Annotated in this window: 10 protein-coding genes and 1 pseudogene; 10 read left to right on the forward strand and 1 reads right to left on the reverse strand. The window is 42.9% G+C overall.

Annotated features, from left to right (window positions below; genetic code table 11):
• The first annotated feature begins 332 nt into the window (after positions 1-332).
• The 4 genes from purD (at position 333) to IM509_RS02330 (ending at position 5,681) form a co-directional block, all read left to right on the forward strand.
• Positions 333-1,598 (forward strand): phosphoribosylamine--glycine ligase, encoded by a 1,266-nt coding sequence (gene purD / locus IM509_RS02315; RefSeq protein WP_052277073.1) that lies wholly within the window; start codon positions 333-335, stop codon positions 1,596-1,598.
• 210 nt (positions 1,599-1,808) lie between these two features.
• Entirely contained in the window at positions 1,809-3,035 is a 1,227-nt protein-coding gene (locus IM509_RS02320) for a glycosyltransferase family 4 protein (protein ID WP_185236880.1), read from the forward strand.
• 139 nt (positions 3,036-3,174) lie between these two features.
• On the forward strand, positions 3,175-4,731 hold the full coding sequence (locus IM509_RS02325) for a CPBP family intramembrane glutamic endopeptidase (protein ID WP_052277071.1): 1,557 nt from the start codon (positions 3,175-3,177) through the stop codon (positions 4,729-4,731).
• Positions 4,732-4,970: 239 nt separating this feature from the next.
• Complete coding sequence (locus tag IM509_RS02330; RefSeq protein WP_052277070.1) at positions 4,971-5,681, forward strand: Uma2 family endonuclease; 711 nt, start codon at positions 4,971-4,973, stop codon at positions 5,679-5,681.
• 10 nt (positions 5,682-5,691) lie between these two features.
• Here IM509_RS02330 and sufR read toward each other — a convergent pair whose 3' ends face one another.
• Entirely contained in the window at positions 5,692-6,330 is a 639-nt protein-coding gene (sufR, locus tag IM509_RS02335; RefSeq protein ID WP_052277069.1) for an iron-sulfur cluster biosynthesis transcriptional regulator SufR, read from the reverse strand.
• 223 nt (positions 6,331-6,553) lie between these two features.
• Between sufR and sufB the strand changes: the two genes are divergently transcribed.
• The 6 genes and pseudogenes from sufB to IM509_RS02365 form a co-directional block, all read left to right on the forward strand.
• Positions 6,554-7,996: a Fe-S cluster assembly protein SufB gene (sufB, locus tag IM509_RS02340; RefSeq protein WP_052277068.1), complete on the forward strand. Its 1,443-nt coding sequence runs from the start codon at positions 6,554-6,556 to the stop codon at positions 7,994-7,996.
• A gap of 156 nt (positions 7,997-8,152) precedes the next feature.
• Positions 8,153-8,923 (forward strand): Fe-S cluster assembly ATPase SufC, encoded by a 771-nt coding sequence (sufC, locus tag IM509_RS02345; protein ID WP_072926617.1) that lies wholly within the window; start codon positions 8,153-8,155, stop codon positions 8,921-8,923.
• Positions 8,924-9,131: 208 nt separating this feature from the next.
• A complete protein-coding gene (sufD, locus tag IM509_RS02350) occupies positions 9,132-10,457 on the forward strand; it encodes a Fe-S cluster assembly protein SufD (protein ID WP_185236882.1) in 1,326 nt (441 codons plus the stop codon).
• Positions 10,458-10,512: 55 nt separating this feature from the next.
• A complete protein-coding gene (locus tag IM509_RS02355; protein ID WP_185236883.1) occupies positions 10,513-11,775 on the forward strand; it encodes a SufS family cysteine desulfurase in 1,263 nt (420 codons plus the stop codon).
• Between the two features lie 33 nt (positions 11,776-11,808).
• Positions 11,809-13,314 carry an RluA family pseudouridine synthase gene (locus tag IM509_RS02360; RefSeq protein WP_185236884.1) on the forward strand — a complete coding sequence of 502 codons (1,506 nt, stop codon included), beginning with the start codon at positions 11,809-11,811 and terminating at the stop codon, positions 13,312-13,314.
• Positions 13,315-14,004: 690 nt separating this feature from the next.
• Positions 14,005-14,441, forward strand: a pseudogene (locus IM509_RS02365) (RNA-guided endonuclease TnpB family protein); the annotation flags it as partial.

Raw genomic sequence — 14,441 nt, forward strand, 5'->3', positions numbered from 1 at the left:
ATAGACAAGGAAATAATAATTCCCATTATTATTCTACTAATGACAGTAGCCTAGTTACTCAGGAGCCGGATACGGCGAAAGTCGTAAGTCCGGTTTTGAAGCAGGGGGTGGGAAGGCGACTTCCTGCTCTACTGTAACGGGGAGTGGGGAGAATAAATAAAATAATCTCCTATCTCCTGACTCCTATCTCCTGACTCCTATCTCCTGACTCCTGACTCCTGAATCCTGAATCCGTCAAATCGATTAAAAAGTTAAATAATCTCAACTTCTAGCCAATGGCGCCCCAGAGCTAGGGGATAATTAAGCCATCGTCATTTAGGCTGCGTTTATCCGTGAAAATTATCGTTATCGGCAGTGGTGGTCGAGAACACGCTCTAGCTTGGAAACTCCTACAATCGCCTCAAGTAGAACAAGTGTTCTGTATTCCAGGTAATGGGGGAACGGCAATTTTACCTCAATGTGAAAATATCCCCCTAGCAATGGAGGATTTTGCTGAAATTAGCCGTTTTGCCCGAGAAAATTGCGTCGATCTGGTGGTTGTCGGGCCAGAATATCCCCTCTCCCTCGGCATTACCGATCATCTTCTCGGCCAAGAAATTGCCGTTTTTGGCCCCACACAAACCGGGGCCTTAATTGAATCGAGCAAATCCTGGGCCAAAGAATTAATGAACGAAGCCGGAGTTATCACCGCCACTTCCGAAACCTTTACCGATGCAGAATTAGCAAAAACTTATATCCGAGAGCAAGGAGCGCCAATTGTGGTGAAAGCTGACGGATTAGCCGCAGGAAAAGGGGTAATTGTCGCCGAAACCGTAGATACGGCCCTAGAAGCGATCGATGATCTTTTTACCAGTGGCTTTACTAAAGTCGTGGTGGAAGAATTCCTAGAGGGAGAAGAAGTGTCTATCCTCACCCTCACCGATGGGATCAGCTTTCGTTCCCTGCTACCCGCCCAAGATCACAAGCGGATCGGTGAAGGCGATACCGGCAAAAATACCGGCGGTATGGGAGTTTATGCCCCCGCACCCATAGCCACCGCCGCCATTATCGAAGCGGTGGACCGAGACATCCTTGCCCCCATCGTCGCCACCCTACAAAAACGCGGCATTGACTATCGAGGAGTCCTCTACGCGGGTTTAATGATTTCCCCCGCCGGAGAGCCAAAAGTTCTTGAATTTAACTGTCGTTTTGGCGATCCCGAAACCCAAGCGGTTTTACCCCTACTGGAAACTCCCCTGGCACCGCTGCTGCTGGCTTGCGCTCAACAAAAATTAACTGATTTCCCCTCTTTACAATGGCGCTCCGGTAGTGCCGTTTGTGTGGTGGCTGCCTCTGCCGGTTATCCCGACCACTACGAAAAAGGCCAGTTAATCACGGGAATTAAGGCCGCTGAAACTGCAGGGGCGATCGTTTTCCACGCCGGCACGGTTTTAAAACACGGCGATATTTTCACCGATGGCGGCCGGGTTTTGGGTGTCACGGCGATGGGAGCCAATTTTAATCAGGCGATCGAACTTGCCTATCAATCGGTGAACAGGATACACTTTCAGGGCATCTATTATCGTCGTGATATCGGCCACCGGGTACGGGAAAAATAAGGGTCAGTATTGAGGCTGGGGTAAGGGGGAATAGTTATGGGTTTTGAGGATTAATTTAGCAGCCAATTGCCCCTTTTTTCGGCATCTCTCACCGCTAATCCTCACCTCTTTCTAGGGTAATCCCTGACAAAAGCGCATCTGACTGGTCAAAAAACCAGTAACTATTGATAAAATCATGAAACTGAATCGCCCAACCAAATTGCCATCCCTATGCGAATTTTGCTCTATTCTTATAACTATTATCCCGAACCGATCGGCATCGCTCCCCTGATGACAGAATTGGCGGAGGGATTGGTTAAAAGAGGTCATCAAGTCAGGGTTTTGACGGCTTTTCCTTGGTATCCTAATAGTGAAATCGATCCCGAATACCGAGGAAAAATCTATCTGGAAGAAGAACGCAACGGTGTTAAAATTCAACGTTCCTACGTTTGGGCGCGCCCCCAAAGAAGTTTAAAAAATCGAATTTTCTTTGAATTTAGCTTTGTTTTTTTGAGTTTCTTTCAGGCTCTCAAAGGAGAAAAACCCGATCTAATTTTCTTAACTGTCCCCGGATTACCCGTTTGCGTTCCCGCCGCTTTATTGAGTAAATTATATGGAGTACCGATTATTCTAAATTTACAGGATATTCTGCCCGATGCGGCAGTTCATGTGGGATTATTAACTAATCAGAAAATGATTAAGGTTTTTAGCAGTCTCGAAAAATTTGCCTATCAAAATGCCAGCAAAATCTCGGTTATTGCCGATGGTTTTACCAAAAATCTCCTAACTAAAAATGTGCCGAGTCAGAAAATTATTGAAATTCCTAATTGGGTGGATGTGAGCTTTATTAAACCTCTGCCGAAAAACCATAATTATTTTCGCCAAGAAAATCATCTTGAGGGCAAGTTTATTGTTTTATATTCTGGCAATATTGCCCTAACTCAACCCTTAGAAACCCTGATCGATGCCGCAGTTAAATTAGTTAGTATCCCTGAGATTAAAGTGGTAATTGTTGGTAAAAAAGAAGCCCTCGATCGCCTAGAAAAGTATCGCCAACAACAGGGGGCGAGTAATGTGCTTTTATTACCCTTTCAACCCCGGGAAAAATTACCAGAAATGTTAGCAGCCGCCGATGTGGGTATGGTGATGCAAAAACATAACGTTATTTCCTTTAATATGCCGTCCAAAATTCAGGTATTATTAGCTAGTGGTCGTGCTATTATTGCTTCTGTTCCCGCCGATGGAACTGCCGCTAGGGCGATCGAGCGTAGTGGTGGTGGTTTGGTGGTTACTCCTGAAGATCCGGAGGCATTAGCTACGGCTATTTTAAAGCTATACAAAAACCCAGATTTAGCAACTATACTAGGAGAAAAAGGACGACAATACGCAGAAGAAAATTATGCCTTTGAAAAGACTTTGGATCAATACGAAAAGCTTTTTTCTCAAGTAGTTAGTTAATAATTAGGGAATAGGGAAATGGGGGGATAGGGTAATTTCAACTAAAACCCTAAAACTCTAAAACCCTAAAACCCCAACATCTATCACCCAATCCCCATCACCCCATCAGCTAACCTCTAACTCCCACTTAACTATTTTCATGTTCGATAATTTCTCAAAAAAACTCCCCTGGCAAAGTCTCAAACAAGCGATCGCTTTTGTCTTAACAATTATTGCCTTAACTCCAGTGGTTACAGCTTTAATTTCCAGTGTTAATCAGCCTCAAATCCAATCTAATATTCAACTATATCAAACCAATCTCAATCTACAAGTCACGACTCTAAGCAGCGATGCTGATCCTAATAGCGAGGAATTTGCTAATCTTAAATTAATGCAAACCTCCCTGATCGGTGAAGATCCTTATACTACTGCTGAGGAACAGTATTTATCCGCCCAGAAAAGTGCCAAAAAAACAATCACCGAACTAAAAAAATCAGCAGTTAATCCCGAACAAAAAAAATCCCTTGAGCGGGAAATCAATTCCCTAAAGGATTTAGAACTGAAATTAAGTCTCATTCAAGCTAGTCAAGGTGACTTGGATTCAGCACGGCAAATCTGGCAAGACATCAAGGAAAAATCAGCATTTGAGAACTATAAACCTGCTATTTTACGAAATGCGCTGCTGTTAGAGGGATTGTACAGTGAACCCCCCGAAATTGCTGCCGATGCTGAAGCGAGAATCGATCGCAATTTTCAAGGATGGTTCCGTTATACCATTCTGGAAAAATTATATAGTCTCGAAAATCGTCAAGAGGATTTACTCGCTTTAGAGGAAAAACAGAGTGAAGTGGCGGCTAATGCGTTAATTAAACTAATTTTAGTGGCTTTGTTGCCTCTTATCGGCGGTTTAATCGGTTTTGTGCTGTTGATCTTTTTATTAGTGCAGTGGCTTCTCCGTCAACAGCGAGCGCTGCTCTTTTTAGATGATAGTCTCGCTTGGCAAACTAAGTGGGGAGGAGAAACCCTCTGGTGGGGAATAATTATCGGTTTCTTTTTCGTCGGACAAATTGTTTTACCGGTAATTTTCGGGATTTTATCGAGTTTCTTGAGTCTCAACCCCGAAAAATTTAACCTAGAAGCTAAAGCAATATACGTTGTAGTTAGTTATTTAGCCTTAACAGTGAGCAGTTTATCGGTTTTATATCTAGCGATCAAGCCTTTTCGCCCTTTACCTCCCGATTGGTTTCGTTTTAAACTCTTTAGTCCTTGGTTTCTCTGGGGATTAGCCGGCTATGTCGTCGCTTTACCCCTGGTTATTATCGTTTCTTTGCTCAATCAACTAATTTGGCAAGGACAAGGAGGCAGTAACCCGCTGCTGACTTTAGCCCTAGAATCCCAGAATACCTTCGCTTTAATCTGTTTTGGCTTTACTGCTTCCCTTGCCGCTCCTTTTTTCGAGGAAATTGTCTTTCGCGGTTTTTTACTAGCTTCTTTGACTCGTTATCTGCCTGTTTGGGGTGCGATTGCGCTTAGTAGTTTGATTTTTGCCCTTGCTCACCAAAATTTGTCAGAAGTGCTGCCTTTAACCGTCCTAGGTTGTGTTCTTGGCTTTGTTTACACCCGCTCGAAAAATTTATTATCCTCGATGTTGGTTCATAGTCTCTGGAATGGTGGCACCCTGTTAAGTTTATTTTTATTGGGCAGCAGTGCGGGTTAGGTGAAGTCTCTGGTTTTAGAGGTAGTCTAGAGATGATGACAAATACCCTCCTACTTCATCTTTATGAGAGAAGGCTGTAATTTATAATTAAATATCAACCTAAGTGGGTGGGTGGAATTAAATATAAGATGAACGTAGGTTGGGTTGAAGCATGAAACCCAACGCCTGCATGGGTTACGCTACCGCTAACCCATCCTACAAATAATTGTGCCTCCCTACTTATCTGTGTTGGATAAACCATGACTATCGCTCAAAGCTTACCCCTAGTCGAGTCTCATGTAAACCCTGAGATAATCTTCCCAGAAGGCGAATTTTGGAGTGATGAACCACCCTGGGAAAGTAACCTACATCTACAACAAATTATTTTATTAATTCAGTGTTTAGAATGGTGGTGGCGCGAGCGAGAAGATTATTTTGCCGCCGGCAATTTAACCATTTATTACAGTCCTAACCAGAAAAAGTCAGAATTCTGCCGTGGTCCCGATTTTTTCGTCTTTTTGGGGACAAATCCCAATCCCAACCGCAGAAGTTGGGTAGTTTGGCAAGAAGAGGGCAAATATCCCAATTTAATTATCGAAATTCTCTCCGATAGTACCGCCAAAGTTGACCGAGAGGAGAAAAAACAAATTTATCAGGATATATTTCGCACTCCCGATTATTTTTGGTTTGACCCAGAAAGCTTAGAATTTGCAGGATTTACTCTAATTAGCGGTCAATATCAACCGATTACCCCCAATGCCCAGGGATGGCTCTGGAGTCAACAATTAGGCTTATATTTGGGTTTAGCTGCCAATAAATTGCGCTATTTTACCCCCGAAGGTGAATTAGTACCCACTCCCGCAGAAGCGGCACAACAGGCAGAAACCCAAGTTGAACAGGAAAGGCAGAAATCCGCAAAATTAGCGGCTAAACTGCGGGAATTGGGCATAAATCCCGATGAAAATCTCTAATCTTTCTCTTTCAACCCTTGCACTTAATTAGATAACCACATCGTTGCTCACCTTGGTTGATCCAGTGAGTCCGTTCGATCGTACAATCAGGCAGTAGCATGGCAAACATTTCTAATTCATGGCCACAGATACTGGGATAGGAACCGGCGACCTCAGCAATAGCGCAATGATGCTCGGCCAGGATATAACTATTTTCTGCTTCCAGTGCCACTAATTCTGCCATATAACCCTCCTCTTGGCGAATTTCTAGCAATTTTCTCATTCTTTCCCCTAAAGACCCCTTGCCGAGGCGCAATTGATATTCTGCCGCTTTGCGTTGCCACTGTTTTTTGAGAATTTCCCCCACCTGTTGCTCTCCCACCGTCTCCACCAGAGTATTGAGGAAAGAAACAGCGAAATTATCGTAATTATGGGGAAAACGGCCACGACCTTGACGACTGAGACGATAAATGTGCTGGGGTCGTCCTATCTTATTTTGTACCGCAAAATATTCGATCAGTCCTTCCCCCTCCAAATCCTTAAGATGGCGGCGCGTCGCTTGCGGACTAATAGTTAACTCCTCAGCCAAGTCTTGGGCGGTAGATTGACCGTTTTTGAGCAAATATTGCAGAATATCGTCTTTCGTCGAGGCGGGTTGAGTCGTGGTCATGATACCAAAAACAGAGGCTTTAGCGTACAATTGCTGAGGGTCAAGGAGCGGCCAATTACCCCTACAGAGTAACTTGAATAACAGAGGTTTATCAGCATCCTCTCAAATTTTCCCTGACTTTGACAACAGCTTTGTTGTTAATCTATTATATAATCAATTTAAACAACTTTATTGTTGTTTAACTGCCTCCCCTGCCTACCGCGTAGAGAGAACACTAACCCCCATGAGTGCAACCACCGTTAAAAACCTCGTTAACCAACCCTACAAGTACGGTTTCATCACCGATATTGAATCGGAAACCATCCCTCGCGGTTTGAATGAGGAGATTATTCGCCTAATTTCGGCGAAAAAGAAGGAACCGGAATTCATGCTCGATTTTCGTCTCCGGGCCTACCATCAATGGCAAAAGATGACCGAACCCAGTTGGCCGCACGTTTCCTATCCTGCCATTGATTATCAAAATATTATCTACTACTCTGCACCCAAACAGAAAAAAGCAAAACTCAACAGTCTTGAAGAAGTTGACCCCACTTTAATCGAAACCTTTGAAAAATTAGGCATTCCCCTTTCGGAACAAAAACGCCTTTCTAACGTCGCTGTCGATGCTATCTTTGACAGCGTTTCTATCGCCACAACTTTTAAAGAAAAACTAGCAGAACAGGGGGTGATTTTCTGTTCTATCTCGGAAGCTTTACAGGAACATCCCGACTTAGTGCAGAAATATCTCGGCAGTGTAGTCCCCGTGGGGGATAATTATTTTGCCGCTCTTAATTCTGCTGTTTTTAGCGATGGTTCCTTTGTTTTTATCCCCAAAGGTGTTGCCTGTCCAATGGAATTGTCCACCTATTTTCGGATTAATAACGGTGAGACGGGACAATTTGAAAGAACTTTAATTGTCGCTGAAGAAGGAGCATCGGTAAGTTATTTAGAGGGTTGCACCGCTCCGATGTACGATAGTAATCAACTTCATGCCGCCGTTGTGGAATTAGTCGCCCTCGATAACGCGGATATTAAATATTCGACTGTACAAAATTGGTATGCTGGCGATGCCAATGGTAAGGGAGGTATTTACAATTTCGTCACTAAACGGGGTCTGTGTAAAGGAGTTAATTCTAAAATTTCTTGGACGCAGGTAGAAACTGGTTCAGCGATTACTTGGAAGTATCCCAGTTGTGTCTTAGTTGGCGACAATTCCGTCGGGGAATTCTACTCAATTGCCCTAACTAATAACAAACAACAGGCCGATACAGGTACGAAAATGATTCACATTGGCCGCAACACCAAGAGTACGATTATTTCTAAGGGGATTTCGGCAGGTAATTCCCAAAATAGTTATCGCGGGTTAGTGAAAATGGGACCGAAAGCCAAGGGAGCAAGAAATTACTCCCAGTGTGATTCTATGCTGATTGGAGATAATGCCGAAGCTAACACTTTTCCCTATATTCAGGTGGATAACAACAGTGCTAAAGTAGAACACGAAGCTTCTACTTCTAAAATCGGTGAAGACCAATTATTCTACTTCGCACAACGGGGTATTTCCGAGGAAGATGCTGTCTCTATGTTAGTCAGTGGTTTCTGTAAGGATGTCCTCAGTAAATTACCGATGGAATTCGCCGCTGAAGCTGATAAACTCCTCAGTCTCAAGCTAGAAGGAACCGTCGGATAATCAGTAAAGTAGGGTGGGTTAGGCGATAGCCGTAACCCACCAAAAGCTAAGTTAGGCGATAGCCGTAACCCACCAAAAGCTAAGACAATTTATCCATCAATTGATGATTCGCCGTCAACCCCAAAAACTAATATTTTTGTTCTAGAAAAACATCCCATGAGTGAAGTAATTTTATCGGTAAAAAATCTGACCGCTAGTATTGATGGAAACCAGATTCTTAAAGGAGTTAACCTCGAAATTAAAGCAGGGGAAACCCACGCAATTATGGGACGCAATGGCTCAGGAAAAAGCACCTTTTCCAAAGTAATCGCTGGACATCCCGATTATGAAGTAACTGGGGGAGAAATAATTTATAAAGGTGAAAATCTTTTAGAAAAAGAACCCGATGAACGAGCGCTTATGGGTATCTTTCTCGCATTCCAATATCCCCTAGAAATCCCCGGCGTTAGTAACCTCGATTTTCTTCGCGTTGCCTATAATGCCCGACAAAAATATCTAGGCTCGGAAGAATTAGATAGTTTTGACTTTGAGGAATTAGTCGAGAAAAAACTAGAAGTTGTCCAGATGAATCCTAGCTTTCTTGGCAGAAGTTTAAACGAAGGTTTCTCCGGTGGTGAGAAAAAACGTAATGAAATTCTACAAATGGCCTTATTAGAACCTACTTTAGGAATTCTCGATGAAATTGACTCCGGTTTAGACATCGATGCTTTGCGAATTGTTGCCCAGGGAGTCAATCACTTAGCTACTCCCGATAACGCTTTTTTACTTATCACTCACTATCAGCGTCTGCTCAACTACATTGAACCCGATGTTATTCATGTTATGTACGATGGACGCATTGTCACCAGTGGCGGTAAAGAATTAGCTCTCGAATTAGAAAGAACTGGCTACGATTTCCTCGATGAACAAGTATTAGCCGTTAAATAATCATCAGTTATCAGTTATCAGTTATCAGTTATCAGTATTCAGGAGTCAGTATTCAGGAGTCGGGAGATAGGGTGATAGGGATTTAGGGGTTTAGGGAAATTTCAGCCAAATGCTCCACTACCCCACTACCCCACTACCCCACTACCCCACTACCCCACACCCTACACCCCACTACCCCACTACCCCACACCCCAACCCCCTCCTACCAATGACAGCCATAATCACGAAACCTGAACAATCAGGAGAATTATTGTTAAAATTGTCTCGCGAAACGGTTCCCACCATCGATAACGGTAAAATTCTCGAATTAAGAGAATCGGGAGCCAGTAAAGCTCAGGAATTAGCCATTCCGGGCAAAAAAGACGAAGAATGGCAATGCACCGATTTAAGTCAACTATGGGCGATCGATTTTCGCGCCCCCCAAACCGTTACAATCGATAAAAATGCCCTAGCTGTTTTTTTACTGCCCGAAGCCAAAAACAGCCGTTTAGTCTTCGTTAACGGCATTTATCAGCCCGAATTGTCCGATATCTCCGCTTTACCCCCCGGTGTCAGCGTCAGCAATCTCGCCAATGCACAAAAAGATGTTCTTGTCAACTATCTAGGGAAAGAAAAAACACCCGAATTTTTTACCGCACTCAACCAAGCTGGTTTAAGCGATGTAGCAGTAATTCACGTCACCGCTAACACCGTCGTCACAACCCCGATACATCTTTTATTTATCACCGTTGTGGAGGAAATTCCCCGCTTTTATCAGCCCCATAGCCTAATCGTGGCGGAAACGGGAGCCAGTGTCAATATTATCGAGAATTACGGGGCTTTAGCCGAATATTGCTCCGATTTACCTGTAAATTACTCTTATTTTACCAACGCTGTCACGGAAATTTACCTCGAAGCCAGCGCCGAGGTCATCCATACCAGAGTACAACGGGAATCGGGAGATGGTTTTCACATCGGACGCACGATAATTGAACAAGGGCGCGATAGCCGTTACACTCTCAACGAGATAAATCTAGGCGCTAAACTCTGCCGTCATAACCTCGATATCCTGCAAAAAGGAGAACAAACCGAGACAAATCTACACGGATTAGCCATGATTACCGGACAACAAACCGCCGATACCCACAGCGCCATCTATCTCAACCATCCCCACGGCATCAGCAACCAACTGCATAAATGTATCGTTGATGGTAGCGCTCACGCCATCTTTAATGGTAAAGTGTTTGTTCCCAAACCCGCCCAATTAACCAACGCCTCCCAGTTAAATCGGAATTTGTTAATTTCTAACAAGGCAAGAGTCAACACCAAACCGGAATTACAAATTACCGCCGATAACGTCAAATGTTCCCACGGGGCAACCGTTAGCCAACTGGAAGCCGATGATTTATTCTATCTGCAAAGCCGGGGCTTAAGCGCCGACACCGCCCGCAGTTTGTTAATTGATGCTTTCTCGGCCGAGATTTTAGCTAAAATTCCTCTAGAATCCCTCCGCCAAAGATTGGGGCAATGCGTCGCCTGTCGCAGTGTGGAATAACTCTACCGGGGTGGGTGCAAACCTGCCCAAAGTACCCCTCTGACTCCTGACTAAAATGACAATTATCCAAGAAAAAACCCTCGCCCAAAAAGTCCGCGCCGATTTCCCTATCCTCCATCAAACCGTACACGATAAACCCCTTATCTACCTCGATAGTGCCGCCACTTCCCAAAAACCCATTCAAGTATTAGAAACCCTGCGAAACTATTACGAAAAAGATAACGCTAATGTGCATCGGGGGGCGCATACTTTAAGTGTTCGGGCAACGGAAGCCTACGAAGGAGCCAGAGATAAGGTGGCTAGGTTTATTAATGCCGCTTCTCGTCAGGAAATTGTCTATACTCGCAACGCCACGGAAGCGATTAATTTAGTCGCCTACAGTTGGGCGTTAAATACCCTGAAAGCAGGGGATGAAATTATTCTCTCGGTGATGGAACACCACAGTAATTTAATCCCCTGGCAAATTGTCTGCCAAAAAACGGGGGCGGTGATTAAATATGTGCAATTAACCAGCGAAGAAAGCTTTGATTTAGAACAATATAAATCCTTGTTATCGGACAAAACTAAATTAGTTGCTGTCGTTCATGTTTCCAATACATTAGGCTGTATTAATCCCGTTGCCGAAATAGTCAGCCTTGCCCATCAAGTCGGGGCGAAAGTATTAATTGATGCCTGTCAAAGTGTCCCCCATTTAGCCCTTGATGTGCAGGCCATAGATTGTGATTGGTTGGTGGCTAGTGGTCATAAAATGTGCGCCTCCACCGGTATTGGATTTTTGTACGGCAAAGAGGCCATTTTAGAGGCAATGCCGCCCTTTTTTGGTGGTGGCGAAATGATTGCGGAAGTCTATTTAGACCATTTTACCTGTGCCGAACTGCCCCACAAATTTGAAGCTGGCACCCCCGCTATTGGCGAAGCGATTGCTCTCGGTGCTGCGGTAGAATATTTAATGGGTTTAGGGATGGATAATATTCATGCCTACGAAGAAGAATTAACCGCCCATTTGTTCAAAAAACTAGGAGAAATTGAGGGTTTAAGAATTTACGGGCCGCCACCTAGTTTAACGGGCCAAGGTCGGGCTAGTTTAGCCGCCTTTAATGTGGAAGGGATTCATGCTAGTGATTTAGCTACTTTATTAGACCACGAAGGAATCGCTATTCGTTCTGGTCATCACTGTACCCAACCTCTACACCGCCTTTTTGATGCTTCCGGCAGCGCGCGGGCAAGTCTATATTTTTATAATACCCGCGAAGAAATCGATCGCTTTATTGTCGCCTTACAGGAAACTATCGATTTCTTTGCCAATTGTTTTTCTTAGGGGTATCTCTAGCCCTTTTCCTGTTCTTAAAGAGTGAAGGAAGTTACTTATTATTATCAAGGAATTTGTCCCGAAACGGGCGAGTTATTGCGCTTGCCCCGCACTCTTTTGTCTGAAAAAATCGCCCAAGATTTGATGACAACTATCACCAATCCTGAAGGCAAAATGTATGGCATTTTGTTAGGAGAAAATGCTGCTGGCGAAATAGAAATTTTAAAAGCTTTTTCTGGACAGGGAGAAGCTACTGGCTGGGTTCCGTCCCTAGTGGGGAGAGAAAAAATTGTGCTGGAAGAAAAGCGAGTTTTGCAACTTTTAGAAACAATTAAACAGGAAATTATCACCCTGCAATCAATCCCAGAACATAATTTATATCGACTCAATCAAGCAAATTTTGAGCGCAAAATCCAAGCTTTACAGCAACAACATCAAAACCATAAACAGGAACGAGATAGATTAAGAAATTTAGGTAATTTAAAACCAGAAGAATTAGAAAAGTTAAATAATCTCAGTCGTCAGGAAAAAAGAGCAAGAAAGCAATTAAAACAGGAACAAAAACAAGTTTTAGAACCCTTAATTGAGAAAATAAACTTCGCCAATCAGAGAATTATTGAACTTAAGCAACAGCGTAGGAACCTCTCCAAACAGTTACAGGAATTGCTGTATCAATCCTACTGTTTAAATAACTTTTCTGGACAATCTCTCTCCTTGGCTAAATTGATGGGTAGTAATTTGTTACCGACGGGAACAGGGGAATGTTGCGCCCCAAAATTATTAAATTATGCCGCCATGAAAGGATTAAAACCCATCGCCATGGCCGAATTTTGGTGGGGAGAATCGAATCGAGATAGAAAACAGGGAGAATTTTATGGCGCTTGTCAAGAAAGATGTCAACCTCTCATGGGTTTTTTACTCTCTGGTTTACGTTCATCCCTAGAAATTATCTACGAAGATGAGGGAATAATTGCTATTAATAAACCCCCAGGATTATTATCGGTAACAGGACGTTATCAAGATAGTCAAGATGCTGTGGTTAATCGTTTTCGTCGTCAAGGGAAAAATCTCATTCCCGTTCATCGTTTAGATCGAGAAACTTCGGGTATATTATTACTAGCTAAAAGTTTAGATATTTATCGTTGTTTATCCCAACAATTTCAACGGCGAGAAGTGGAGAAAATCTATGAAGCTATATTATCAGAAATTATTGAGCGAGAATCAGGTATAATTGACCTACCTCTCTGGGGAAATCCGCAAAATCGACCCTATCAAACTGTGGATTGGCAAAGGGGAAAAGCTAGTCAAACCTATTTTAAAGTTGTCGGTAAAGAAGGCAATTATTCTCGCCTCGAATTTATTCCCTACACGGGAAGAACCCATCAAATTCGTGTTCATAGTCAACAGGGATTAGGGATAGGAATTTTAGGCGATCGCTTGTATAATGGTAAGCAGTCCGACCGTTTATACCTACACGCTAAACAATTATCTTTTCGTCATCCTCAGACCGAAACTAAAATTGACCTAATCATTCCCACCCCCTTTTGAGAGCTATAATTGCTAACGGCCAAAAACTATCTATAATATAGCAATTCCCCTAGTTGTGAGGTACAGAGTCTTAGGTTTTGAGGAGTCAGGAGTCAGGAGTCAGGAGTTAAGATTTTGGTGTACCTCATGAGATTGGGAAACGCTATAACCCGATTTACTAACATGGGTACAAGGTCAGCCAGAAAATAAATAGGGTTGGCTGAATATCAGTGCAATCCTTGCTAAAAAAGGTTTTTGGCACTTTTTTGGTTAAAAAAGTGCTAGAAATAAACGTTGAGAAATCGATCCGAGGGACTCAAAACCCTTAAACTTTTTCAGCTTGTCCGAGCGGGATTACCAGTGCCATAGTTGGGATTTTCTGTCTGAATGATTCTCATCGGAAACATAGAAAAAAAAGAACTTGATTCCTTGCTCACTCTACAATTTCAGAAGTTTAATAAATCTCAGATTATGACCTTCTAAAGTATTGTAAAGTTTCAATACAAATATAGTCATATATAGTCATTCATGGTAATATGTACAGACAAAACTATCAGACTATGCAAAAAAAACAGGAATAAGTTATCGAACGGCTTGGAGGTGGTGGAAACAAGGGAATTTAACAGGTTATCAATTGCCTTCTCGTACAATTATCATAACGGATGACAACCATTCAAAACCCGACGCTGAGTTAAAAGACAACGGATAATAATGTTAGTAGCAGAAAGACACATTATCAAGAAAGGACATAGATTTTGGGCTGAGATAGATAATTTATCTTGGCAGTCTAAAAATCTTTACAACTCAGCCAATTATTTAATCCGACAAAACTTCATTTATGGTCATGGCTATTTGACCTATAATCAGATGGCCTCTCTCATGAAAAAGACAGAACAGTATCAAGCTTTACCCGCTAAAGTTTCCCAACAAGTTTTAAGAGGATTAGACTGGAACTGGCTATCATTTTTTGCCGCTTCATCGGAGTTTAAAAGTCACCCCGATAAATTTCTGGGAAAACCCAAAATCCCTGGCTATAAGGAGCCAAAAAAAGGACGAAATCTCTTAGTTTACACGATTCAAGCTATAAGCAAAGTAGGTCTTAGGCAAGGGTTAGTCAAACTATCAGGTACTTCAATTGCCTTGCCGAC

The sequence above is a fragment of the Microcystis sp. M31BS1 genome, from assembly GCF_020245285.1.
Taxonomy (GTDB): Bacteria; Cyanobacteriota; Cyanobacteriia; order Cyanobacteriales; family Microcystaceae; genus Microcystis; species Microcystis panniformis.

Bases quoted from the DNA above. Each gene is read 5' to 3' on its own strand.
- IM509_RS02355 (WP_185236883.1), top strand. From the start codon at position 10,513: ATGACAATTATCCAAGAAAAAACCCTCGCCCAAAAAGTCCGCGCCGAT.
- sufC (WP_072926617.1), top strand. From the start codon at position 8,153: ATGAGTGAAGTAATTTTATCGGTAAAAAATCTGACCGCTAGTATTGAT.
- sufD (WP_185236882.1), top strand. From the start codon at position 9,132: ATGACAGCCATAATCACGAAACCTGAACAATCAGGAGAATTATTGTTA.
- sufB (WP_052277068.1), top strand. From the start codon at position 6,554: ATGAGTGCAACCACCGTTAAAAACCTCGTTAACCAACCCTACAAGTAC.
- IM509_RS02320 (WP_185236880.1), top strand. From the start codon at position 1,809: ATGCGAATTTTGCTCTATTCTTATAACTATTATCCCGAACCGATCGGC.
- IM509_RS02325 (WP_052277071.1), top strand. From the start codon at position 3,175: ATGTTCGATAATTTCTCAAAAAAACTCCCCTGGCAAAGTCTCAAACAA.
- sufR (WP_052277069.1), bottom strand. From the start codon at position 6,330: ATGACCACGACTCAACCCGCCTCGACGAAAGACGATATTCTGCAATAT.
- IM509_RS02330 (WP_052277070.1), top strand. From the start codon at position 4,971: ATGACTATCGCTCAAAGCTTACCCCTAGTCGAGTCTCATGTAAACCCT.